15 protein-coding genes are annotated in these 26,032 nt (G+C 37.3%); 14 read left to right on the top strand and 1 reads right to left on the bottom strand.

Features of this window, described 5'->3' with window-relative positions:
- Positions 1 to 224: 224 nt before the first annotated feature.
- The 6 genes from ACFCYJ_RS22970 to ACFCYJ_RS22995 all read left to right on the top strand — a co-directional run bounded on the left by ACFCYJ_RS22970 (position 225) and on the right by ACFCYJ_RS22995 (position 6,705).
- Positions 225 to 977, top strand: coding sequence for a threonine/serine exporter family protein (locus ACFCYJ_RS22970; protein WP_376077501.1), 753 nt, complete (start codon positions 225 to 227; stop codon positions 975 to 977).
- Positions 978 to 989: 12 nt separating this feature from the next.
- Positions 990 to 1,457, top strand: coding sequence for a threonine/serine exporter family protein (locus ACFCYJ_RS22975; protein ID WP_376077503.1), 468 nt, complete (start codon positions 990 to 992; stop codon positions 1,455 to 1,457).
- 457 nt (positions 1,458 to 1,914) lie between these two features.
- On the top strand, positions 1,915 to 2,088 hold the full coding sequence (locus ACFCYJ_RS22980) for a hypothetical protein (RefSeq protein ID WP_376077505.1): 174 nt from the start codon (positions 1,915 to 1,917) through the stop codon (positions 2,086 to 2,088).
- Between the two features lie 151 nt (positions 2,089 to 2,239).
- Complete coding sequence (gene flgL / locus ACFCYJ_RS22985; protein ID WP_376077507.1) at positions 2,240 to 3,517, top strand: flagellar hook-associated protein FlgL; 1,278 nt, start codon at positions 2,240 to 2,242, stop codon at positions 3,515 to 3,517.
- A gap of 563 nt (positions 3,518 to 4,080) precedes the next feature.
- Positions 4,081 to 6,186: a leucine-rich repeat protein gene (locus ACFCYJ_RS22990; RefSeq protein WP_376077510.1), complete on the top strand. Its 2,106-nt coding sequence runs from the start codon at positions 4,081 to 4,083 to the stop codon at positions 6,184 to 6,186.
- Between the two features lie 282 nt (positions 6,187 to 6,468).
- A complete protein-coding gene (locus tag ACFCYJ_RS22995; RefSeq protein ID WP_376077512.1) occupies positions 6,469 to 6,705 on the top strand; it encodes a hypothetical protein in 237 nt (78 codons plus the stop codon).
- Here ACFCYJ_RS22995 and ACFCYJ_RS23000 read toward each other — a convergent pair.
- Positions 6,698 to 8,719: an EAL domain-containing protein gene (locus ACFCYJ_RS23000; protein ID WP_376077515.1), complete on the bottom strand. Its 2,022-nt coding sequence runs from the start codon at positions 8,717 to 8,719 to the stop codon at positions 6,698 to 6,700. The genes ACFCYJ_RS22995 and ACFCYJ_RS23000 overlap by 8 nt on opposite strands.
- 801 nt (positions 8,720 to 9,520) lie before the next feature.
- Between ACFCYJ_RS23000 and ACFCYJ_RS23005 the strand changes: the two genes are divergently transcribed.
- The 8 genes from ACFCYJ_RS23005 to ACFCYJ_RS23040 all read left to right on the top strand — a co-directional run bounded on the left by ACFCYJ_RS23005 (position 9,521) and on the right by ACFCYJ_RS23040 (position 25,443).
- On the top strand, positions 9,521 to 11,242 hold the full coding sequence (locus ACFCYJ_RS23005; RefSeq protein ID WP_376077517.1) for an ABC transporter ATP-binding protein: 1,722 nt from the start codon (positions 9,521 to 9,523) through the stop codon (positions 11,240 to 11,242).
- Positions 11,242 to 13,074 (top strand): ABC transporter ATP-binding protein, encoded by a 1,833-nt coding sequence (locus tag ACFCYJ_RS23010; RefSeq protein WP_376077519.1) that lies wholly within the window; start codon positions 11,242 to 11,244, stop codon positions 13,072 to 13,074. Before ACFCYJ_RS23005 ends, ACFCYJ_RS23010 begins: the two co-directional genes overlap by 1 nt.
- Positions 13,075 to 13,564: 490 nt before the next feature.
- Positions 13,565 to 14,434 carry a GNAT family N-acetyltransferase gene (locus ACFCYJ_RS23015; RefSeq protein ID WP_376077522.1) on the top strand — a complete coding sequence of 290 codons (870 nt, stop codon included), beginning with the start codon at positions 13,565 to 13,567 and terminating at the stop codon, positions 14,432 to 14,434.
- Positions 14,435 to 14,894: 460 nt separating this feature from the next.
- Complete coding sequence (locus ACFCYJ_RS23020) at positions 14,895 to 15,758, top strand: GNAT family N-acetyltransferase (RefSeq protein ID WP_376077523.1); 864 nt, start codon at positions 14,895 to 14,897, stop codon at positions 15,756 to 15,758.
- 1,308 nt (positions 15,759 to 17,066) lie between these two features.
- Positions 17,067 to 17,969: a WxL domain-containing protein gene (locus ACFCYJ_RS23025; RefSeq protein ID WP_376077525.1), complete on the top strand. Its 903-nt coding sequence runs from the start codon at positions 17,067 to 17,069 to the stop codon at positions 17,967 to 17,969.
- A 20-nt stretch (positions 17,970 to 17,989) separates the two neighbouring features.
- On the top strand, positions 17,990 to 18,823 hold the full coding sequence (locus ACFCYJ_RS23030) for a WxL domain-containing protein (protein ID WP_376077527.1): 834 nt from the start codon (positions 17,990 to 17,992) through the stop codon (positions 18,821 to 18,823).
- A gap of 78 nt (positions 18,824 to 18,901) precedes the next feature.
- The gene (locus ACFCYJ_RS23035) at positions 18,902 to 19,930 is read left to right on the top strand and encodes a WxLIP family cell surface protein (protein ID WP_376077529.1); all 1,029 of its coding nucleotides are present in this window, start codon (positions 18,902 to 18,904) and stop codon (positions 19,928 to 19,930) included.
- A 194-nt stretch (positions 19,931 to 20,124) separates the two neighbouring features.
- Positions 20,125 to 25,443, top strand: a complete 5,319-nt coding sequence (locus ACFCYJ_RS23040; protein ID WP_376077532.1) for a hypothetical protein — start codon at positions 20,125 to 20,127, stop codon at positions 25,441 to 25,443.
- Positions 25,444 to 26,032: the final 589 nt, after the last annotated feature.

Genomic DNA, 26,032 nt, shown 5'->3' on the forward strand with positions numbered 1-26,032 from the left:
AAGGAACCTTAACTTCTTTCAACGGGTACCAAACACCCGTTGAAAGAAGTTAAAGCCTCCGGCGGATGTCACGGAATCGGAAAGGAGTTCTTAGGGGATGTTAGCCTAAGATCATCGCATCCATGCGATAACGGCTAACTGACCTGCATCGTGCAGGCCTAAGCACAAAGCCGATTCCGGACGCAATTATGCCGAGGCATAATTGAGGGAGGTAGTTAACTGTAATGGTTTTACATGAAGTGGATAATGAATTTACGATTGACTGCTTATTGCTTGCGGGGCGAATTATGATTGAAAGTGGTGCGGAAACATACCGTGTGGAGGATACAATGCTACGTATGGCGCATTCTCAAAATATGCTAGATGCGCAATGTTATACCACACCCACAGGGATCATTTTTTCGTTAGGCAAGACACAGCCAACGAGAATTACATCAATTTCCAACAGGGTAACAGATTTGCAAAAAATAGCCTTGGTAAATTCAGTATCTCGGAGACTCACATCTCACATGATAACATTAGAAGATGCTTATGACGAGCTAAAGTCGATACAAAAAACAAATTATTTTTTACCAACATATATTCAAGTTATATCAGCGGCTCTTGCGAGTGGTTGTTTCCTTATAATGTTTAAGGGGGGATGGTCTGATTTCCTTTTTGCCTGTTTGGCAGGGGGGTTAGGCTTCCTAGTGCTTTTGTTAATAAATGACTTAACAAAAGTGAAATTTTTCGCAGAATTTACAGCTTCATTAGTAGTAGGATCGATTGCTGTCTTTTCAGTGAAATATGGTCATGGTGCGGAAATAGATAAAATTGTCATTAGCTCCGTTATGCCACTGGTACCAGGTATTTTGATTACGAATGCAGTACGGGATTTAATGGCAGGTCATTTTATGTCGGGGATGGCAAAGGGCGCAGAGGCCTTTTTAACAGCTTTTGCAATCGGTGCAGCTATTGCCGTCACTCTATCGTTTTAGGAGGCAGACGACATGGACTATATCACACAGTTGATTCTTAGCTTTTTTGCGACTGCAGGTATCGCAGTTATTTTTAATGTACCTAGAAAAACCCTCATTTATTGTGGTTTTGTTGGGGTAGTAGGCTGGATGATTTACTTCGTCCTAACAGAGCATGGCATGGATGTAGTAAATGCCTCATTCTTTAGCGCTTTCGTCATTGCAATCGTTGCCCATTTGTATGCACGACGCTTCAAAATGCCGATGATTATTTTTATTGTTGGTGGGATTATCCCGTTAGTTCCGGGAGGCATGGCTTACAATGCTATGAGAAATGTTGTTGAGGATGATTATATACAAGGGCTACAGTATGGATTTAAGGCATTTTTAATTACTGGTGCCATCGTTATAGGACTTGTATTTGCAGAGGTACTAATACAGCTTATTTTCCGTTCTGTACGTACTAGTAAGGCGACATTCCAAAAGGTCTATAAGAAATAAGGCTCTACATCAAATGTAGGCGGATAGAAAAGCTAAAGCAACAGGTTGAAAGTATAAAGGAGGTTACGTTTAAACGTAACCTCCTTTAATGTTGTACAGATAATAACATTGTGGTTGTAGCTCTCGAGTTAGTAAGCACATGTTTTGTAGGATTAAAAAGGAATTTGCTTAACTCTTACAAGGTGTAAGAACGAGCAGATTCCTTTTTCATTTGCAGTTGAAAATGAGAAAAAATATGAAGCACATACATAACTTAGCGAGAAATTTCAAGAAAAGTGAATATCAAAATATGTTCGAAAACCAGCAAAAGTTGATTTGTATCTTTTTATGAGGATTGCTAGTGTTAATAATTGTAGAAAATAACAAATATTATTCATTTAAAGGTAGCTACCCTTTGTTATTTTTTCTATATGATGAAAAGGATATTTCGAAATGAAAAAAGCAAGTCTACTGATTGATGACCGATAATGATGAGGGCATAGTACAACCGAATGATAACGATAATGATAATAATTCTCTAAAGAGTAATACAGAAGATGATCACGAACCATCAATTACTTTAGAAGATGAAACTACTTCTTTGAACGATGAAGTGCTGACAAGTACTTCATTTTTCATAAAGCTTCACTAATTGCAGTTTAAATTCGGGTGTAAAAGTCCGACGTTGACGTGTCATAGTAGCACGCTCCCTTTTTTAATAGTCTAAGTTTAGAACCCCTTATTTTATCTGTCCAACTTAGTGTAGCCTATCCACTAGTTTAATTTAAAAGGAGTAGATATTTGTGAGAATAAAACATAACATTTCATCCCTAAATACAAACAACAGATTAACACAAAATAAGAAAAAGGCTGATAGTGTATTAGAGAAGCTATCTTCTGGATATAAAATCAATCATGCAGGAGATGATGCAGCTGGACTGGCAATCTCAGAAAAAATGCGTGGGCAAATTCGGGGTTTAAATATGGCAGGAAAAAATATTCAGGATGGTATTTCATTAATACAAACAGCTGAAGGCGCTTTAAATGAAGTACATTCCCTTCTTCAACGCGCAAGAGAGTTAAGTGTGCAAGCAGCGAATGACACCAATACAGATAGTGATAGAGCAAAGATCCAAATGGAATTAGAGGAGATTAAAAAAGAAATTACATCTATTGGTAATAATACGGAATTTAATACTAAAAAATTACTTAATGGTGCACTAAAGATTTCACCACCCTCACCACCTTCACCACCTTCACCAACCTCATCATTAACTATTACAGAAAAGTATAATAATGATAATAAAGTAGGCCCGGTTACAGCAGAAGATGGTTGGATTGAATTTAATAGTGCTAGTAACCCTAAAGAAGACCCTAATCAGAAAAATAAAATTAAGCTTAATGAAGGCGAGAAGGTTATTGATGATCCTGATAATGGTCTTTTTACAAAAAACTTATGGATAGCTGTTCGATATGTTAAGGGGGTTGCAGAAAAGTTAACTATTTATACATTACCAGAAGGACATATTATTACAAAAGACAATACTAATTTATTGTTTTCATATAACGGTATGACAATTGATGTAAGGCATAGAAAAGTTCCTAATGAAGACCCTATTAATTATATTGAAGGGGTTATTGATTTAACAGCAGGAGAAAATCAACCTACAGAATCTACAGATCCTACAGATGGTTTAAAGCTTCAAATAGGAGCTAATTCTGGTCAGACAACAGAATTAACAATACCTGATATTCGTTCACAGGCTATAGGTATTAATGATGTCTCAGTTTTGGATAGCTCATTGGCTCAAAGTAGTATCAGTAGTTTCAACAGTGCTATCAATATTGTTTCCAGTGTACGTTCTAGTCTTGGGGCGCATCAAAACAGACTTGAATACGCTTATAATTCAGTTACAAAAACATCTGAAAACCTTCAATCTGCTGAATCACGTATCCGCGATACTGATATGGCTAAAGGTATGATAATATTCACGAAAAATAATATTTTATTACAAGCTGCCCAAGCAATGCTTGCTCAATCAAATAAACAACCAGAAGGAACTTTACAACTTCTTAAATAAGTTTAAATCAGTCATTTTTTCATACAGAAAAAATATAATTTTAAGACCACAATAAGGTGGTCTTTTTCTTATCTCCGCACAATATATCTGTTATTCTTCACTCTACTATTCCAGCCAATTTTCTACATTAGGCCTACTACTTATTGATTGCAGAAGATCCTCACGCCCATTTAACCAATTATAAAATTTACAGGACGAACCTTATGTTCTTTGTCCTCCACAGATGCCAGATAACTAATTAGTTTTCTTATGCAAAATGAGCATTCCTGCAAGTTTATATATTGTGATCAAAGAGAGTCGCCGCTCATAGTAAGCTGCGAGAACGAGTAACTTCTTTTCCTTTTGCAGTTAAAAAATGAGTGGAATATGAAGCACCTACATAACTTAGTGAGAAATTCCAAGAAAAGTGATTATCAACATATGTTCAAAAACAAGCAAAAGTTGATTTGTATCTTTTTATGAGGATTGCTAGTGTTAATAATTGTAGAAAATAACAAATATTATTCATTTGAAGGTAGCTACCCTTTGTTATTTTTTTAATATGGTGAAAAGGAGATTTCGAAATGAAAAAAGCAAGTTTACTTTTAATGATCATTCTTTTAGTCTTTTCCCAATTAACTTTGGGCTATCAAACTGTTAATGCGATGAGTAGTAACAGTGAAAGTAGTAGTGAAGATTCCAGTAAGAGTGATGATCTTATGACCGATAATGATGAGGGCATAGTACAACCGAATGAAAACGATGATGATAATGATAATACGCTAAATAGTAACACAGAAGATGAAACTGAACCATCGATACCTATAGAGGATGAAAATTCTTTGAACGATGAAGCGCTGACTAGTGCACCACTATACAATAGTGACAATGATTTTGTCATTTCAGATATAGGTAATGGTGTTTCCATTACAGGATGGAACGGAGATAAAGATCAAAAGGATATTGTTATTCCTGATGAAATCAACGGTAAACCAGTTATAGGAATAGGAGACGAAGCATTTTATAAGAAACAGCTTACAAGTGTAACAATCCCCTCAAGTGTGACAATGATAGGAATGTGGGCATTTGGACATAATAAATTAACAAGTGTAGAAATCCCTTCAAGAGTGACAACGATAGGAGACTATGCATTTACTGATAATCACTTAGAAAGTGTAGAAATCTCTACAAGCGTGACGACGATAGGAAAGAATGCCTTTTCAAGTAATCGATTAGAAAGTGTAGAAATCCCCACAAGCGTGACGACGATAGGAGATGGTGTCTTTTCAAGTAATCGATTAGAAAGTGTAGAAATCCCCACAAGCGTGACGACGATAGGGGAGGTTGCCTTTTCAAGTAATCAATTAGAAAGTGTAGAAATCCCCACAAGCGTGACGACGATAGGAGATGGTGCCTTTTCAAGTAATCGATTAGAAAGTGTAGAAATCCCTTCAAGCGTAAAAACAATAGGAGACCGTACATTTATGTTAAATCGATTAGAAAGTGTAGAAATTCCTACAAGCGTGACGACGATAGGATCGATGGCATTTGCAATTAATCAATTAGTAAATGTAAAAATCCCTTCAAGTGTGACGACGATAGGAGAATGTGTATTTGCATATAATCAATTAGAAAGTGTAGAAATCCCCACAAGCGTGACGACGATAGGAAGGGCTGCATTTGCAGAAAATCAATTAGAAAGTGTAGAAATCCCCACAAGCGTGACGACGATAGGAAGGGCTGCATTTGCAGAAAATCAATTAGAAAGCGTAGAAATCCCCTCAAGTGTAACAACGATAGGATATGAAGCATTTTCTCATAATCCATTAGATTTTGTAACTTTTTATGGTGAACATGTAGATTTTTTGAACTATATTGGTGAACATAACCCTCAATGGAACATAAATCCTTTTAACCTCCCGTATAAGGATGGGAAATCATTTTTAGGGTGGTTCGAAAATGAAGATTATACGATAGAGTGGAATAACTCTGTAACCAAACCAATGACTATTTACGCTAAGTGGAGTCCATTGACTGTCACGTTTGATGCTAATGGAGGAAGCGAAGTTTCATCTCAATCAGTAGAATATGGAGAATTACTAAAAGTCCCATCCAGTATGGTAAAAGAAGGCTACACATTTGAAGGCTGGTATAAAGACAATGAGCTAACAGAGGTATGGGACTTCAATCAAGATGTAGTGAAAAAGGATATCACACTATACGCTAAATGGTCGAAAGTAAGCTTCACTGTGACGTTTGATACCAACGGAGGAAGTGAAGTCTCATCGCAAACAGTCAGCTATAACGAATTGATGAAAGCACCACTGGCTCCAACGAAGGTAGGCTATACATTCGACGGCTGGTATAAAGATGAAGAATTGACTGTACCTTGGGATTTTGCAAAAGATGTAGTGGCAAAAAACGTTACACTATATGCAAAATGGACAAAGGACCAAGTATCAGAAGGTGACTATACCGTTACGTTTAAATCACTTGGAGGCAGTAAGGTCCCATCACAAACAGTGGCATCTAACACTTTAGTGAACGCCCCTGCTAATCCACAAAAGAAAGGCTTCAAATTTATTGGCTGGTATACACACCCTCAAAAAACTACAGAAGCATGGGATTTCTCGAAAGATGTAATTACGGGAGACCTAACATTGTATGCACGATGGGTGAGGGATAAGTAATGGCTATGACATTATTTTTATGAAAATGATAATGAGCACAAGATGTGATTGAATAAATATTCAAGAAGAGAGATGTATCGTAATTCGATACATCTCTTTTTCTGATAAGCCCCAAATTATAATCTGAAAAGTAGATGTTTTGAGTATTTTTTACATAAAAGTAGGGGGAGATACTTTTAAAACGTATGCCATGAATATATGTTGATTGGAGTGGAGGAGACTGGGTGACTCCCCGGGGATCAGCGTCACAGATGAGACCCTGCAGCGAAGCGGATGTTTTCTGTGCGAAAGCGTAGTGCTAACGTAGCGGCAGCAACAAAAGCGGCTCATCGGACGCCCCAGGAAGCTTTGCTCTGTGCGAAAGCGAAGCGACAGCAACAACAAAGCGCCCAGTCGCAACGGAAATCAACCACTCACTTCGCCGAAGAGTTACTTACTGTCATTAATATAATAGTTTTTCAACAACAAAAAGGAGGCTACGTTCTTAAGCGTAACCTCCTTTTAAAATTAACTATTTAACTAGTAATGCTTCAATTTCCTCTGCATGAACCGGTTTACTAATATAGTAACCTTGAATCGCATCGCAGCCATAAGAAATTAAAAGATCTGCTTGTTCAGCCGTTTCGACACCTTCTGCGACAACTTTAAGTTCCATAGATTTTCCGAGTTGCACCATACCGTTCATTAGCTTTTGGGTTTTCTCAGATTTTAATAGAGAACTTGTAAATGCTTTATCGATTTTTAATGTATCTATTGGTAGAATTTGCATATATCTAAATGAACCATATCCGGTACCGAAATCATCTAGTATAAAGGCGATCCCTTCATTTTCAAGCTTACGCATTTGTTGTGTAATAAAGGTAGCAGCTTCGGCTTCGAGGGCAAATTTCTCGGTAATCTCGATTTGAATAAGATTCGCAGGGCAGCTAGTTTTCGCTAACGTGTCAAGAACTGATTTTGCCATGTTTTTATCACGGAATTCGCGTACAGATGAGTTAATGGATACTTTTAAATCAAGACCAGCTTTTTTCCAGGATAGTGCCTGTTCACAAGCTTTTTCTAACATAAAGGAACCGATATTATTAATAAGACCTGTTTCTTCCGCAATTGGAATGAGCTCATCTGGTGAGACAACGCCTATTACTTCATCTTCCCAACGAACTAGTGCTTCTACAGCTGTGATTTTACCTGAAGTAACATCAATTTGCGGCTGATAAAGGACTTTTAGGTTTTTTTGGTCAAGAGCCTGAAGTAAACGTTTTTCAATTAAAGCTTTACGATTTAATGCTTTATGTGTTGCTTTTGATAGTGAGACGATTTTATCGCCACCGGCCTCACGGACAGTTGTAATAGTAGCAATAGATGCCTTCATTAGTTGGGAGAATGTAGTTTGATCCTCTGGATAACGTGTAATTCCGCCACTAATAGAAATAGGGACAGCCACATTACTGTTATAAATTGGATGTTGTTGTAAGTAAGACAAGAAGCCTTGAATGAACCATTCACTTAATGGTGTAATCACGACAAAATCATTTTCGTTAATACGTGCCATTGTGCTATCTTGAAAGTACATTTTTATACGATTTGTAAACTCTACAATAAGACTTTGATCGATTTGCTGATCATGTAACTCTTTTAACGTATAAAATTTATCTATACTTAAATAGACGAAAGAGAAGTTTCTTTCATCCTCAATCATGTTGGAAATCACTTTTTCGAGTCGATGTGCATTCATAAGACCTGTTTCTGTATCGATATAAGCGATTTTTTCAAGCTGATGTTGAATTGACTTGGACTTGGTGATATCTTTTTCAATTAATAAAAATTGTTGCTCATTTGTTTCGATATCAAATGTTGGGATAGCTGTTAGTAGTACCCAATAAGATTGGCCTGCTTTTGTAACTTTTTCGACTTCACCTTGCCATGTAGAGCCATTGTTTAAATTACGCCAGATGGTGTTAGTGATCTTTTCACTTTCTTTATTTTCAGGGAATAGCTGCCAGAACGTTTTACCAATCACGCGTTTTGGTGTCCATTGACTCGTTTTTAGAAATTCAGCATTACATTCTAAAATGAACCCATCATGATCCAGTGTTACTGTCATAAATGTCGAGTCTAATCCTTGTTTTAAGTTTGCGAGAGTACCGCAACTTGAGACAGAATTGATCATTAATTCAGGTAGGATAAACATCATAAGGATGAAACGCTCTCCTTGTTCAATAAATGGTTTAGCTAGCAGCGCTGTGTTAATTTCTTCATTTGTATACGTTTGCAGTTGAATTTGATTGATATACGTACTGTCATCATTTTGTAAAATGGTTTGAAACTTTTCTAATGAAAGCTGACGTAGTAAATTTTCATGAATAAATAAAGCGGTATGTTCTTTAATAGTAGTAGCTGAAAAACCAAATAGCTGTTCAGCAAGCTTTCCCAAATGTATAGCTTGTCCATCTTGATTCATGACAATTGCAGGAAAAGGAAGTGAATTTAAATAATGTTCATCAATGGTAAATGTTTTATGCATATGACTCATGATTATTCGATCTCCTTGAGTATCTATATATACTATTATTATAGTTAATTATCAGGAATTAGTCATTATGAATATGATTGTAAATATTTGATAATAAAAAATATAGGGACTTTTTTAATGAAAAACATGGAAAGGTTTGAAGAAAAATAACATTTTTTAGTATATATATAGGAAGAGAGAAGTGTGCCTGACGTTTAAAAGGAATAGTAATTATTGTCTCGGGTGCGATGTTATAGGGAAGCAACTGACCTATTTGATGTGAACAATTCGTTTATCGGTTGCAGGTATTATATTATTTACATATTGATTGTTAACTGAAAAGATATTTCGGCATTTGGCAGCAATCAACGAAAGTATTGCTGTATTCGACTACCTAATTACAATTTTGGCGCCTACATTTGTTGTTGTTGCTTATGTCTCTCTTAGTTTAAAGAAATAACCACCAATATATCAAGTGATAGGGATTATTGATACACGAATAGGTCTTTTCCTCCTACTAACGAACGCTTCATTTGCCGCTTTATTAGTTAGTAGCAAAGCCTTATTGTGGGAAGGTAGCAGTTCTTTGGTAGACCCGATCAGTTTTACCTTGGAGCTGAGCAATTCTTTGGTAGACCCGATCAGATTTGCCTTGGACCTGAGCTATTGATCTCACGTTTGCCTTCTACACATTGTATCCTAGACATTTGTGTGTAATATGGCCTTCTATAGATAGAGGGAAAGTATAAAAATACAGTATAGGGGTTCATTGTTATAGTTAAATTTTATGGAACTTCTTTATAAAGAACGAGGGGGAAGAATATGAAAGAAGTTTTTTCCTATGTAAAGCCTTATAAATGGACGGCGTTTATCGCGTTTAGTTTAATGCTGTTGGAATTGTTTGTGGAGCTCGCGCAGCCATTAATCATGGCGAAAATTATAGATGATGGAGTGCGAGCTCAAAATCAAGGGATGATTTGGCAATGGGGAATGGTGTTACTGGCCTTATCTTTCGTAGCTTTTATAGCGGGTGTCGTGAATTCCTATTTTTCATCACATACAGCACAGAGTTTTTCTTATGATTTACGAAATGCATTGTTTGAAAAAATACAATCCTTTACATTAACTACTTATCAAAAATTCTCAACGGCGTCCCTTATTACAAGATTAACGAATGATGTGACGCAAGTTCAGACGGTGCTGTTTATGAGTTTGCGTATTATGCTTCGAGCTCCACTTGCCGTTGTTGGCAGCATCGTTATGGCTTTTGTTGTAAACGCTAAACTAGCATTGTTTCTAGTTATTGGCGCACCGATTATTTTCATTTTTCTTATTGTTATGGTGGCAAAAGGTGTGTCTTATTTTGGACGTGTACAAAAGAGAGTAGATCGTTTGAATCGAGTACTGCAGGAAAATTTACAGGCTATTCGATTGGTGAAAGCTTACTTACGTGGTGCCTATGAAGCCTCTCGTTTTGATGAAGTTGCCTCACGCTTAAAAATAGATACTGTAAAAGCTCTACGCACAATGGAGTATATTATGCCTGTACTGTTATTCATTATGAATATGAGTTTACTCGCGGTGCTGTGGTTTGGAACGAAGCAAATAGCTACAGGTACAACACCACTTGGGGATGTAGTGGCCATTGTCAATTATGCAATGCGTATGACAGGCTCGTTTTCGATGTTTGCCTTTATTATTATTTTTTATGCGCGCGCAAAAGCCTCAGCAGAGCGTATGGCAGAAGTCCTTTCGACTGAAAATGAGATTGAACTATCATCATCTTCAGAGAAAGCATCGAATGACTTGGATTTTGGAGAATTAGCTTTTGAGCATGTAAGCTTTACGTATCCTGGGGGAGACGCACCTGTACTCTCCGATGTAAGCTTCCAAGTGAAATCGGGTGAAAAGCTTGCCATTATGGGGGCAACAGGTGCAGGGAAATCAACGCTATTACAGCTTATCCCACGCTTCTACGATGTGACAGAAGGCAAAATCGTAGTAGAGGGGAAAGATGTACAGCAATGGGATTTACAAGAGCTGCGTGAAATCATCGGCTATGTACCACAACAATCGTTATTATTTACAGGAAGTATTGCTGATAATGTTCGTTGGGGTGATGCAGAGGCTGACATGGATGCAGTATTACACGCGACTATGCAAGCACAAATCCATGCTTCTGTGGAGGATTTCCCGAATGGTTATGAGACAAGAGTCGGTCAGAAGGGTGTCAATCTTTCAGGTGGACAAAAGCAAAGATTATCGATTGCAAGAGCGTTATTAAGAAAAGGGCATATATTGATGCTTGATGATAGTACAAGTGCGCTTGACGTGAAAACGGAGCAGGCATTATGGGAGGCATTGAGTGAAGAACAAGCAACGATGCTAGTGGTCACTCAAAAGATTCGGACAGCTAGAGGTGCAGATCGCATCTTACTCATCGATGCAGGAAAAGTGGTCGCATACGGGACGCATGAAGAGCTTTTGCAAACGTCAGCGCTCTATAAAAAAATCGCAATCTCCCAACAGGAGGTGGAGGAATAATGGGATTTTTCCAAAAACCTTTTGGCTATGAGCCGATTTTGACGAAAGATGATGTGAAGCAGACGGTTAAAAAAAAGAAGGGACCTCGTGCGACAAATTGGAAAAGTACACTACTACGTTTATGGAAAATAGTCGATGAACAACGTGCACTACTAATGATTGTACTGGTACTTGTCTTGGTGAGTTCCATGTTGGCTCTCCTTGGGCCGTATGTAATTGGTAAAATGATTGACATGTATGTAACGCATGGAGAGCTTGCAGGGCTAGAGAAGGGAATTACGCTGTTAATCGGCATTTATGCTCTATTAGCCGTATCGCTATTTTTGCAAAACTTTTGGATGATTGGTATTGCTCAACAAACCATTTATCGTTTACGAACGAGTGTATTTGCCCATTTTCAAAAACTGCCGATTGCCTTTTTTGATCGTCGGCAGCATGGAGAATTAATGAGTCGGATGACGAATGATATTGAAGCCGTTAGCTCCACGTTAAATAGCTCCTTTATCCAAGTATTTTCTAGTGTAATAACACTGACGGGAACAGTGATCATCATGTTAAGCTTAAGTCCCTTACTAACGGTATTAACGATGACGATTATACCGATTATGTTTTGGGCGATGCGTTGGATCACACGGAGAACCGCACCTTTGTTTAAAGAACAGCAAGCAGCCATAGGAGCTCTAAATGGCATGATTGAAGAAACGATTTCGGGCCAGCGAATTGTGAAAGCTTTCTCACAAGAGGAACGAATGAAAGAGGAGTTTCGCGAAAAAAGTGTACGATTAAAAAGTACTGGCTTTTGGGCACAGACATACTCTGGCTATATACCAAAGGTCATGAACTTTTTAAACAATATGAGCTTTACCATTGTGGCTGGTATTGGCGGTGTACTTGCTTTTTATGGGCATGTGTCCATCGGCGTCATTGTTATTTTTACAGAATACGCAAGGCAATTTACACGACCATTAAATGATTTGGCCAATCAATTTAATACCGTACTATCAGCGATTGCTGGTGCAGAGCGTGTATTTGCGCTACTGGATGAACTGCCTGAAGAGGAGGCAACTTCAGCGCAGAAGCATAAGCTATTAGGACAGGTAAGCTTTCAACATGTGTACTTTAAATATGAGCAAAAAGAGGAAGCTTACACGTTGAAGGATATTCATTTCGACGTAGAGCCCGGACAAACGGTCGCTCTTGTTGGGGCGACCGGAGCAGGAAAAACGACGATCTTGCAGCTGATTGCAAGATTTTATGAAGTATCAAAGGGTGAGATTTTATTTGATGGTGTCAACGTTCAGCAAATAGAACGACAAGCATTGCGCTCGCAAATGGCCTTTGTGTTACAGGATCCGTTTTTGTTCGAAGCAACTGTACGCGAAAATATTCGTTATGGTCGATTAAATGCTAGTGATGAAGAGATAGAGGAAGCGGCGAAGCGTGCAAATGCACATGACTTTATCATGTCGCTAAAGGATGGCTATGACACAGTACTTGCCGCAGATGGCAGTGGCATTTCGCAAGGTCAAAAGCAATTATTGTCCATTGCAAGAGCATTGATTGCCGACCCGAAAGTTTTATTATTGGATGAGGCGACAAGTAGTATTGATACCGTTACGGAGCTTGCGATTCAAGAGGCTCTTGATGTGTTAATGCAGGGACGCACAAGCTTTGTGATTGCTCACCGTTTAAATACAGTGCATAATGCCGATATTGTGCTTGTGTTGCACAAAGGTGAGTTAGTCGAAGCTGGCCCTCAACAAAAATTAATGGAGTCCGGTGGCATCTATGCGCAGATGCTACAGTCTTCATCCCATCATCTAGATGAGTAGGGGGAAAAGTAGGAAATTCTGTAACATTCAAGACAAAATAAAAATGTACATTACTAAATTCGATGTTAGTAGTGTACATTTTTATTTTGTCTCAGCAGCGTCTAAATTCTAAAGTGTCTTTTATTGAAATATTCCATTAATGCATAATTTTAATGTAAATTTATTTATAAAGGTAGTATAATTATGTAAATGATGGAAGTTATAGGTGATGAATGATATATATATTAAATCTAAGTTATGGTCGGGATTCAGTATAACTTGAGAAATAAATATTTTTAAATTGCAATTAATAGGCGTGTTAGGATGAATTTATTTCTATGATTCTAGTAACTTTCAATCATTATAACCGTCAATATTCATATGAAACCTTTTAATTTCACTATACTAGGAGTAAAATTGTTAATAATTAGAAGTGACTAGTGTGATTTGTTGCCAGCTTATTTTCTTTCTTGCTACAATAGGGCAATAGTTTGATACAAGAACGGAGTAAATGATGAATATTTCAGTAATGACAGTGTCTTTTCCGTTAGATGGGGAAACATTAAATGAAGTAAAATTATTGTGTGAGGAAGCGACCACACAGGACTATCGTGTCTATGAAACGGCTATGGGGTTGCCTATGGCGAGTTCCTTTGAATCGAAGGGCTTTATGGTACTTGCTTATGAAGATGACAAAGATGTCTTAGTGGGTGCAGCTAGTGCCATAGATTTAATGGGGCTGCATACATATGAATGGTCTTTAGTTGTAACACCTACGTACCGTCAAAAAGGAATTGGAACAGCTTTAGTAGATGTTTTACAGGCAGGCCTCGAGGAGCGCGGGGCAGAAGGTCAATTGGCGGTAGTGATAGATGGCTCACCATTTGGACACACGTTTATTGACAAGAAGGGCTTTACATATAGCTTTTCAGAAGCCACTTTAGAAACAAAAGCAGAGTCAGTAGAATTAAAGGATGCTATCGAAATTATTCCTTATACAGATGAACAGGCAGAGCTGATTACTATTTATAGTGCAGCGTTTGGAGACCTACCTGAAGAGTCTGAGGAGCTCATCGCTTTTAATACGTCAACGCCTGGAAGAAAGCTGTGGGTAGCACGTAAAGAAGGAAAAGTTGTCGGAACCGTGACGACTGCCCAAGAAAATGAAATTCAATGGGTCACAGCATTGGCAGTTCATCCAACTTGTGAGGGGCAAGGGATCGGTACTGCTATGCTTTCATTTTCCAAAGATTATGCGAGCAAAATTGGTGCGAAATTCGTCATGCTGGATGTAGAAATCGACAATAGAAAGGCGCTTTCTGTTTATGAGAAGGCCGGCTTTATGAAGGCTCAGCAAATAGACTATTTCGTGAAAAACTAAAATAGGTGAGGAGTGATGTGTCATCACTCCTCATTTTTTTATGTTCAACACCTCGATGACCGAAAAAGTAGCTAGAATGTGCAAGAGTATCCTGTATTGACACGTAAGCAGGTGGGAAATTTTTGGTCTGAGATAAAAGGATGTCCTTTTTTTGAAAATGGAATACTTTTATAGAAAGAGTTGAAAAATGGTTCTTGATGCTTCGACTGTTGCCAGTAATACAGAAGTGGTACGATCACTAACTCTAGGGTCATGTCATACACAAGATCTAAATAGTGCTACTAATTTTCAACAATACACGTTGAAAATTTAAATCAAGTGCAAGTTTTTAAACTCATTGATTTCATATTCACTATTATCAGATTTTGCTAGAAAAGCAGCAAAAGTTGATTTTGATCCTTTTGTAAAATGCGCTAAAATTGCTATAGGGCAATAGTCTGGTACAAGAACGGAGTAAATAATGAATATTTCAGTAATGACAGTCTCTTTTCCGTTAGATGGGGAAACATTAAATGAAGTAAAATTATTGTGTGAGGAAGCAACCACACATGATTATCGTGTATATGAAACTGTTATGGGTTTGCCTATGGCGAGTTCCTTTGAATCGAAGGGCTTTATGGTACTTGCTTATGATGACAAAGATGTACTAGTTGGTGCAGCTAGTGCAATAGATTTAATGGGGCTTCATACATATGAATGGTCTTTAGTTGTAATACCTACGTACCGTCAAAAAGGAATTGGAACCGCTTTAGTAGATGTTTTACAAGCAGACCTCGAAGAGCGTGGGGCAGAAGGTCAGTTGGCGGTAGTGATAGATGGCTCACCTTTTGGACACACATTTATTGAAAAGAAGGGTTTTACATATAGCTTTTCAGAGGCCACTTTAGAAACAAAAGCAGAGTCAGTAGAATTAAAGCATGATATTGAAATCATTCCTTATACAGATGAACAGGAAGAATTGATTGCGGTTAATAGTGCAGCGTTTGGAGATTTACCTGAAGAGTCTGAGGAGCTAATCGCTTCTAATACATCAACGAATGGAAGAAAGCAATGGGTAGCTCGTAAAGATGAAGAAATTGTTGGAATAGTGACCACTGCCCGGGAAAATGAAATTCAATGGGTAACAGCATTGGCAGTTCATCCAAACTGTGAGGGGCAAGGGATAGGTACTGCGATGCTTTCGTTTATCAAAGATTATGCGAGCAAAATTGGAGCAAAAATCGTCATGCTCGATGTAGAGATTGACAATCGTAAGGCGCTTTCTGTTTATGAGAAGGTGGGCTTTATGAAGGCTCAGCAAATAGACTATTATGTAAAACAATAAGTGAAGAGTGAGGAGTGTGCTTTATGCATCGCTCCTCACTTTTTTGTGTTCAGTACGAAGTCCATTCATCAGTGATAAGGATGCGGAGAAATTTCAGATGGAGATAGGCGAACTGCATAAAAGAGTGGCTAAGTCTTTCTTTCAAAGGAAATTCCAAGGAAACATCATTCGTTCCCCCATAATATAAGGTTGAAAATAACTCCATAATGATTCAAATAAGCAGTTTATCAAAATATGTTCAAAAGTGAACAAAAGTTGATTTGACTCTTTTTCTGGAAGGTCTTACGCTTAATAAGCAAGTCCTTAAGATAAAAGGATGTCCTTTTATTTTTATAAATGGAATAATTTCGTGAAAAAGAGTTAGAAAATGGTTCTAGATGTTCCGACTGTTGCAAGAATACAGAAGTGGTGCAATCACTAACTTTAGGGCATGTCATTACACAAGGTCTAAATAGTGCTACTAATTAAGTGCGATATTTAAAAACGCCTTAATTTCAATTCACTATTATCAGATTTTCTAGCATTTTGTAAAATGCAATACAATCGGAAATTACAAGAGAAGTAAAAAAGACTTAAAGAGGAAAAATATGTTTAAAGTTTTTCGTTTAGAGGTATAGGTTAAGTGTAAAAAGTAAATAATCTTGTATTTGTAGTAATGGTAGTGAAATTTTTAAGTATTTCTTTTTCATTTAATGCCGAATCGTAAATTCAAATTCATTATTATCAATTTATGCTAGAAAAGCAACAAAAGTTGATTTTCATTCTTTTATAAAATGGGATACAATCGATAATTGTAGAAAAAGAGAAAAAAATGTTTAAATGTGTTCGGTAAGAGGTATAGGTTAAATGTAAAAAGTAAATAATCTTGTATTTGCGGTAATTGTAGTGATGTTTCTAAGTGAATCATAAAATTATCAAAGTAATAGGAAGATAGTTTTTAGGGAAAGTCTAGGGACCTAGAAAAAATCCGCAATTGGGAGACGCATCTTATTGAATAATAATTTCAAGAGAGTTATTTACCGTATCAGCATTTTGTCTGATACGTAAATATAAATAAAAAGCAATGGAATGAGAGGATGATTTGGCCTATGGAAGTATGTCCTTTTTTGTCTAAAAGATGTAATAATATTCCAATTGAGTAAAAAATAGTTTTATTTAATGCGACTGTTATAAGTAATTCACCGAGTGTTATTTACCGTATCAGCATTTTAGTTGATACGTAAATATAAAAAATAATAATGAAAGGAGAATTCACCTACGAAGAAAAAAACAATACAAGTTGCAGCAATTGCCGCGGTACTAAGTGGGATGGCCATTTCGCCACTATTTACTTTAGCAGATGGCAAAGGTGATGTTTTTGAATCGGAGGCAGTGGTGGAATTTATTCCGGCTACAGATCCGCAAGTTCCGGTAGATCCAACTGATCCAGATCCAGGGAAACCGGTAAAACCAGTAAAACCAACTGATCCAGACCCAGGGAAATCAGTAAAACCGGTAAAACCAACTGATTCAGACTCAGGAAAACCGGCAAAACCAGTAAAACCAACTGATTCAGACCCAGGGAAACTAGTAAAGCCAGTAAAACCAACTAATCAGGACCCGGGGAATCTAGCAAATTCAGTAGATCCGACAAATCCACAAGGTCCAAACCTTGGAACTGGCAGTCCCTTAAGCTTGGACCATGTGTCAAACCTTGATTTTGGTGTTAGAGAAATTGCTAATACGGAGCAAGGTGTGACGTACTATGCCAATGCACAGGAACTGCGGACTAGTGAGGGAAGTAAATATGTACCGAACTATGTTCAAATCTCAGATAATCGTGGAACAAATTCGGGGTGGACGGTGACGATTAAACAAGAGGGTCAATTTTCTAATGCTAGCGCACAGCATAAGGAATTAACGGGTTCGCAAATCCAATTTGCTGACCCAACTGTTGAAGGTGTATCAGACGCGCCACCACCAATAAATGCTGAAGTAATTACATTGGATCCGAATGGAGCGGAGTCGCTTGTAATGGCCGCGAAGCCGCTTGCGGGGGCTGGACTTTGGGTGAAAAGCTGGGGAACAGTTGAGGAGATGACTGGTGATTCCGGTCAGAAAATGCTAAAAACAAAAGCGATCTCTCTTACTATTCCGGGAGAAACGCAAACAGATACTGTTACATACAGTACAAAATTAACTTGGAAGTTATCTGATATTCCGAGTAACTAAAACTATTAAAGGTGGTCAAAATGATGAAGAAAATCGATTTGAAAATGTTAGGTATTACAGCTTTGGTAACAGGCAGCGTACTCGCAGGAAGCGTATCTGCCTTTGCAGAAGAAGGCGGAGAAGCAGGGAAAATAGAAAAGATTTATAAATCTAATGCAGTTATTCAATTCAGTCCGACTGGTGAAGGTGGCGGGGAAACGACGGACCCAGAAGAACCAATTGATCCAACAGATCCAACAAATCCACCAGTTGATCCAACAGATCCAACAAATCCAGAAACAGGGAAGCCGGATCCAGGGACAGGTGGTCCATTAGGTATTGACTTTGCATCTAGTTTGCGCTTTGGTGAGCAAAAAATTACATCTACAACTCAAACTTATAAGGTAAAACCACAAGAGTTTACCGATCGCGAAGATGGTCCAAACTATGTTCAAGTGACAGATAACCGTGGATTAGTAAAAGGTGGTTGGGTATTAACGCTAGCGCAAGATGGTCAATTTAAGACCGAAGCTGGTGAAGAGTTAACTGGAGCTGCAATTTCTTTCGACAATGGACATGTAGTAACAGTTTCTGAATCTGAAAACCCAGATTCATTCGGAACATTTACTTTGGGATTTGACGAAGCGGGAAAAGGCGTGGCTCAAAATTTAATGGTTGCTGGTGCTGAACAAGGTGCCGGTACTTTCGCTTTCGTATTTGGTGATAACGACTCAGCTGCTTCTAGTATCACACTGACTGTGCCTGGTAAAACAAAAAAAATTGCTGACAACTATGCTACAAAATTAAACTGGACATTATCAGACGTACCAACTGGTAATGAAGGTGAAGAATCTGGTAGTGAAGGCGAAGAATAAGTAAAGATTAGGGATGAGACACTGTAGTTTTCTACAGTGTCCCACCTAAGTAATTAAGTAATGAGGAAGGTTGAATTTATGAGAAAAAATATATTGTTGACCTTAGTTGGAATAGTAATGGTAGGCCTAGTATGGTTTGCACCATTCGCTTCTGCATCTGAATTTAATTTTGGTGTACATACTGTTATTCCGGAAAATCAAATTGATAAAGAAAAAACGTATTTTAATTTGAAAATGGAACCCAATCAAAAGCAAACATTAACGATCCGTTTAAGAAATGATACGCCAGAAGATGTCGTGATTGAGCCTAAAATTCATTCAGCTACAACAAATCTCAATGGTGTTGTAGAGTATGGATCTACAAAAACTGAACGTGATTCTTCATTATTGTATGAGATGGGAGATTTAATAAAAACAGATAAGGAGATTACAGTTCCGGCTAATGGGAGTAAAAATTTACTCTTAAATGTAACGATGCCTGAAGAGGAATTTGATGGAATTTTAGCAGGCGGTATTACGTTAGAAGAGAAGGAAACAACATCAAAAAAAGAAGAAAACAATAAAGGTTTAAGTATTGAAAATAAATATGCTTATGTAGTAGGCATTACGCTACAAGAGACAGATGAAGTAGTAGCGCAGGATTTGAAATTACATGAAGTTGAGGCGGGGCAATTGAATGCACGTAATGTCATAAATGCTACACTTCAAAATCCTACGGCTACGTATATAAATCGTTTCGAAGTGGATGCGGAAGTGACGAAAAAAGGAAAAACAGAAGTACTCTATCAAGCTAAAAAACAAGACATGCAAATGGCGCCAAATTCAAGTATTGATTATCCTATTCCATTAGATGGTGAAAAGTTCAAAACTGGAGAATATACGATACATGTAAAGGCTAAGTCTAGCAAAGAATCGTGGGAATTCAAAAAGGATTTTGCCATCAAAGGAGAAGAAGCAAAGCAATTCAATGCAGAGGATGTATCGATTGAAGGTCCGAATTATTTAGCGTATATGGTAGTGATACTAATTGTTCTAGTAATAGGACTACTAGTGTTTATATTTTATAGTAGGAAGAAACAGAGAAAGCAGCAAGAAATGAATGATTAATTGATAAAAAACACGTATTTTTCTGGAAGCGGGTTTTAACTTCTTTCAGCGGGTGTTTGGACCTCGCTGAAAGAAGTTAAAGCCTCCGGACGCAAATATGCTGAGGCGTAATTGATCATTTGTTTTCTTATCAATTACTACTATCAAACTATTTAGTGTTGAAAATACGATTCAAATAGAGGGAAGGTGTGAATATGAAGAAAATATTAGTCTGGATGTTGACCTTTATCTTAATCTTTTCAACGCTGACTATATCTGAAGCGGAGACATCTGTTGACCCCGGAAATGCAGTAACAGAAGATGATGGACAGATCGAGTTAGAAAGTAAAGAAGAGCCAGCACCTGAAAATGATGCACAAACTGAGTCAGAAAACAAAGAAGAACCACCAACTGGAAATGGTGCACAAACTGAATCGGAAAGTACAGAAGAGCCACCAGCTACAGGCGAGGAGCAGACTGAGTCAGAAAGTACAGAAGAGTCAACAACTGAAAATGAGGCAAACACTGAGTCGAACAGTGAAAAAGAGCCACCAGCTACAGGTGAGGAACAAACCGAATCAGACAAGGAAGAAAAGCCAGAAACTAGCTGTGAAGAAGGGCTAGCAATTGACTGTGAGGAACAAGTCGAATCGGGCGATGAAGAAAAGCCAGCAGCTGAATGTGAAGAAGAACTAGCAACTGACTGTGAAGAACTTGAAGAATCAGCCAGTGAAGAAAACCTAGTAGTTAAATTGGATAACGATGGAGAATATACAGATGATGGTTACCATATAACGGGGACACTAAGTAAAGACAGTCAATCTACCATTCTTTACTATAAAGTTGATGACAAAGATAAGAAGAAAATCGCGGAATATAAAAGTACAGATTTTGATGCAACTGTTCAGTGGAATTACACGATTCTACATGATGAAGTGAAAAAGGGTTTAGATCACGACATTACGATATATGCAGAAAACGAGTCTGGTACGAAGTCAAACGAAGAAACAATAAAAATCCGCCCGGCATTAACGATTACAGAACAAGTATTTGATGAAGATGACCATGAGGTAGAGGAAATTGCACCAGAAAAAACAGTCAGCTATAAAATTGTAGTAGAAACCGATTATATTGATGAAGATGCCGGCACATATGGTGAAGTCAACATTACTCAACAATATGCTACACGTTTAGAACCACCAGCAGATGCAGATTTAAAAGTAATAGATGAAGACGGAAAAGAAGTTGGTACAGCCACATATAATGAATCTGCCAATGTAATTGAAGCAACCATTGATGCTAACCTGCCACGTTCTAAGAAGGTAAACATTGAGTATAACGCTAAAGTGAAAAAAGGAATGGAAGAGGAAGAGGAAGAATATATCATCAGTCAAGCGACAGCATCAGGGGAATATAGTACAGGCGATGAAGCCAATGAAACATCCAATAAAACGAAAATTTTAATTACTAAAGCACGAATTAAAATAAGTGACGTTGGTAAAATCGGCAATATTGATTTTTTACCGTTGGATAAAGATGATCCTGTAGTTGGAGTAGTTGGATTTGAAGAAATGACAGAAAATAGCTTGCTTAAGTTCTCAACAGAAAAGTCCAGTGGAAGAGAATATTTTATGCTTTTCGGAGACTACGATAATAATCGTATTGCTGCTTATTTTGACAAAGACATTTTTTTCATCGAGGATGACGTAGCGCAGCCGCTACCTAGCAAAGACACAACACTTGAAGCCTTAATGAAAAGCAATAACTATATACATGCACAAAATTTTGCAGTTATGACACTGTTCTCTCGCGATGAGCAGGGTAAGGGTACCGCAACATATTATTACAATAACGGAAGACCTTCGGAGAATCAGGTAGGTAATGGATTAGTCATTGCCCAAGGGAATGATCAAAATCTTAGTCCGGAGTTTCAATCAACAGAAATGCCAATTTTAAAACTATATAAAAATGACACTACAAAAGAATTGATAGCTTATGCAGCTGTCATTAATGGAGACTATTTAGATGGCTATGTAAAGATTAAAATGAGTTCACTAAGTAGTTCCAAAGGGCTTGTTAATATAAGTATGAAATTTTTAAAATTAAACGACGAATATAAATATACGAATTTTGCTTATAATGTTCGTACAGATATTGGTAACCTCTATAACAACGGTTATAGGTTGCCTATAAATTCGTTAGGAAATAATAAAGGGTTCTATTTTGTTGTTGATAAGAATGAGAATGCTAAGTGGCAATATCGTAAGGATGGCCATCCTTATTATCTTTATTTCTTCCGTGATGGCTATGCGAATCATCCAACTCATTTGAAAGTAAATGATGACCCGAAAAAACAACCGTTCAGCGATGCCTTTTACCGTACAATGAGTTCACTTGGTAGCGAAGATCCTGGTGAGAATGCAAAATATCCGTTTACTAAGGATCCGGGCTGGTCATTAAGATGGGCAACTGACGAACAAAAATATAACGAGGTTAGAGAAGCGAATCTCGAGCTTATGGTAGCTGACAGTGATCAGCATACTATTGTGCAAGAAGTTAAATTAGATAATGATATAGACTATACAGATGCTGGTTACCGTATAAAAGGGACATGGAATGATGATAGAGGTCAACGTGTCACTCTTTATTACACGATTGATGGCGGTGAACCTAAGAAAATCGAAGAATATGAAAATAAAAAACCTGGTACTGATGTTCAGTGGGAGCACACGATTCTAAAAGATGAAATGAAAAAAGGTTTAGATCACACGATTACTGTATATATGAAAAATGAGTCTGGTTTTACATCAGACGAAAAAACAACAAAAATCAGCCCGCAATTTACTGTTACAGAACAAGTTTTTGATGAAGATGGCGAAGAGGCAGAGAGAGTTGCGCCAGAAGGAACAGTAAACTATAAAATTGCAGTAGAATCAAATTATAGTGAAGAAGCTGGAGGCACATATGGCCAAGTCAGCATTACTCAAAAATATGCAACGAGTTTAGAACGGCCGACAGCTCTTAAAGTAATAAATCAAGACGGAGAGGATGTTGGGAAAGCCACATACAATGACTCCGCCAATGTAATTGAAATAACGCTTGATGAAAACTTGCCACGTTCTACGAAGATAAACATTACGTATAACGCTAAAGTGAAAAAAGATATGGAAAATGAATATATTATAAGTCAGACGACAGCATCCGGAAAATATAGTACGGGTGATGAAATCAATAAGACATCAGATGAAACGAAAATTTTAATTACTTCTCTACTTGATCGAACGCGAAAAAAAATAAGTGAAGTTGGTGAAATTGGCAAAATTAAATTTTCGCTGTTGGATCAAGATGATCCTTTAGATGGATTTGAACGGATGACAGAAAATAGATTGCTAGAATTCCCGGTAGATGAAAAAGAGTCTATCGGAAGAAAATATTTCATGCATTTCGGAGACTACAACGGTGAGCGGGATAAGGATCATTTAGAAGGTAACGCACCTAAAGACTACGGTGATGACTCGAAGCGTCCGCTACCTAGCGATGACACAACACTTGAAGCCTTAATGCAAGGTGGCAAGTATATACATGCGCAAAATTTTGCAGTTATGACATTGTTACCTCGCCCTGGGGAGTATGGTGCCATTACATATCACTATAGAGAAGGGAAATCCTCCTATTATCATGAAAGTAGTGGATTAGTGATTGCACAAGGAAATGAAGAAAATGGTGAAGCAGAGTCTCAATCTACATTCATGCCGATTTTAAAACTATATAAAAATGAAGCTACACATGAATTAATTGCTTATGCAGCTGTCATTAATGGAGACTATGTAGATGGCTATGTAAAGATAAAAATGCGTCCAGTAAGTTCAAAAGGGCGTGTTAATGTAAGTATGAAATATTTAAAACTAAACGATGAATATACCCATACTAACTTTGCCTATCGTGTTAATATGGATGTTGCTTCTCTCTATAGCGATGATGGGGTTATAACGTATATAAATTCGTTAGGGAATCATAAAGGATTCTATTTTATTATGGATAGTGGTTATATGAAAAGGCGCCAAGACAATAATCCTTACTATCTTTATTTCTTCCGTGATGGCTATGCGAATCATCCAACTGCATTCAAATCAAATGTAAAAGGTCCAGATTACCTACCGTTCAATAATGGGGAATTGTATTGGAGATTGAAATCCCCGGGTACTATCAAAGATCCTGGTAAGGGTAATATCTATGACTGGGTAGCGGAATTTCCCCGTAAACCAGGCTGGGCATTAAGGTGGGAACCTGAAGAACAAAAATTTGGCAAGGTTAGAGAAGCGAGTCTCGAGATTATGGCGACTAGCAATGATAATTTGTTAGAAGTTAAATTAGATAGTGATGGTGAATATACAGATAATGGTTACCGTATATCAGGGACATGGAACGATGATAGAGGTGAAAATGTCACTCTTTACTATACCATTGATGGCAGTGGACCTCAGAAAATCGGAGAATATGAAAATAAAAAACCTGGTGAATATGTTCCGTGGAATTTTACGATTCTAAATGATCAAGAGTATAACGCGAAAAAAGGTTTAGATCATGATATTACTGTATATATTAAAAACAAATCTAATAAGTCAAATGAAGAAAAGATAAAAATCCGCCCAGCATTAACCATTACAGAAAAAGTATTTGATGATGGGGGTAAAGAGGCAGAGGAAGTCGCACCAGGAGAAACGTTAAGTTATAGTATTTTAGTAGATACCGACTATATTCCGGAAGATACAGGTAAATATGATCAATTTAAAATTACCCAAAAATATGATACAAATTTAAAACCACCAGCAGACTTAAAAGTAATAAATGAAGACAGAAAAGAAGTTGGTTCAGCCAAATACAATGAATCTGCAAATATGATTGAAGCAAGTCTGAATGCTGATGCTGACAGATCGCGTTCTAAGAAAATATACGTTACGTATAATGCTACAGTGAAAGAAGATGCTGTAAAGGAAAAAACGATTGTAGCTCAGGCGACAGTATCCGGAGAATATAGTACTAAAGATAAATTCAATGCGACATCAAATAAAGTGACAACTAAAATTGTTTCTGCCGTGTTGAAGTTCAATTCTGCACCTAAAGTTATCGATTTTGGAAAAAATCTAGTGATTTCGTCACGAACTAAAAAGTATTATCCAATTAAGCTCGATATGCCTTTAGCTGTAAAAGATACTCGTAATCTATCTTGGGAAATGCCAGGTTCTTGGAAGGTGACGGCTACGCTTAGTGAGCCGTTAATTGGAAAGACAGGTGCTGAAATAGATTATTTAAGTTATCGTAAAGGTGACGATGTTTCATTTTTTACTGAAGATATCTCAGCAGAGATCTATAAAAGGGAAACAACAGACAAGCGTCGAACAGTCGATATTTCCGATACATGGAGTGAAGATGGGGACGGACTTTATCTAGAAGTGCTAGCTGGAAAGGCAAGAGCTGATGCTTTTGAAGGAACGATCACATGGACGCTTCAGGATGTACCGGCTAACGAATAAATCTAGTGAAGTTTTGAAAGCTACTAAAGTATGTATCAAACATGAATTGAGCCTTATAAAGTAGACAGTTTAATAAAAAGGGATTGCCGTACTATGCGGCATTTAGATGACTTCGATGCTTGGAGTCATCTTTTTTTGTCTCAAGCTCTTTTTGTTTAATTTTTTAGAAATTATGAAGAAATGATATTTTAGATAACAATGAAACATTAAATTAACTACAGATTGTGAGTCTAATATTAAATTATTTCTTAACCATTATAATAGGAAGATTCTCGATAAAGTAAAAAACTATGAAATTTTTTCAGGAAAAATGTTGACCTTTTTGAATTAAGAGTGTAGTATTATACAAGTCGTTAAGACAGCTACTGAAAAACAATTAAAGTAAATTAGTTGTTGACATAGAGTTTGCGACATGATATTATATAAAAGTTGCTGTTGAAGAAATGGCAACGAAATGAACCTTGAAAACTGAACAAGCAAAACGTAATCAATATAGTTTTTAGTAGCTAACCTTGAGTTGGTGAACGAAACAAAATTTTGGACATCAAACATGATGCCAGCAAAACAATTTGAGCTAATCAAATTTCTT

The sequence above is a fragment of the Lysinibacillus sp. NPDC056232 genome (assembly GCF_042267565.1).
Taxonomy (GTDB): domain Bacteria; phylum Bacillota; class Bacilli; order Bacillales_A; family Planococcaceae; genus Lysinibacillus.

Coding starts and splice junctions, on each gene's coding strand:
- ACFCYJ_RS22970 (WP_376077501.1), top strand. CDS start 225: ATGGTTTTACATGAAGTGGATAATGAATTTACGATTGACTGCTTATTG.
- ACFCYJ_RS22975 (WP_376077503.1), top strand. CDS start 990: ATGGACTATATCACACAGTTGATTCTTAGCTTTTTTGCGACTGCAGGT.
- ACFCYJ_RS22980 (WP_376077505.1), top strand. CDS start 1,915: ATGACCGATAATGATGAGGGCATAGTACAACCGAATGATAACGATAAT.
- ACFCYJ_RS22990 (WP_376077510.1), top strand. CDS start 4,081: ATGAAAAAAGCAAGTTTACTTTTAATGATCATTCTTTTAGTCTTTTCC.
- ACFCYJ_RS23000 (WP_376077515.1), bottom strand. CDS start 8,719: ATGAGTCATATGCATAAAACATTTACCATTGATGAACATTATTTAAAT.
- ACFCYJ_RS23005 (WP_376077517.1), top strand. CDS start 9,521: ATGAAAGAAGTTTTTTCCTATGTAAAGCCTTATAAATGGACGGCGTTT.
- ACFCYJ_RS23010 (WP_376077519.1), top strand. CDS start 11,242: ATGGGATTTTTCCAAAAACCTTTTGGCTATGAGCCGATTTTGACGAAA.
- ACFCYJ_RS23015 (WP_376077522.1), top strand. CDS start 13,565: ATGATGAATATTTCAGTAATGACAGTGTCTTTTCCGTTAGATGGGGAA.
- ACFCYJ_RS23020 (WP_376077523.1), top strand. CDS start 14,895: ATGAATATTTCAGTAATGACAGTCTCTTTTCCGTTAGATGGGGAAACA.
- ACFCYJ_RS23025 (WP_376077525.1), top strand. CDS start 17,067: ATGGCCATTTCGCCACTATTTACTTTAGCAGATGGCAAAGGTGATGTT.
- ACFCYJ_RS23030 (WP_376077527.1), top strand. CDS start 17,990: ATGATGAAGAAAATCGATTTGAAAATGTTAGGTATTACAGCTTTGGTA.
- ACFCYJ_RS23035 (WP_376077529.1), top strand. CDS start 18,902: ATGAGAAAAAATATATTGTTGACCTTAGTTGGAATAGTAATGGTAGGC.
- ACFCYJ_RS23040 (WP_376077532.1), top strand. CDS start 20,125: ATGAAGAAAATATTAGTCTGGATGTTGACCTTTATCTTAATCTTTTCA.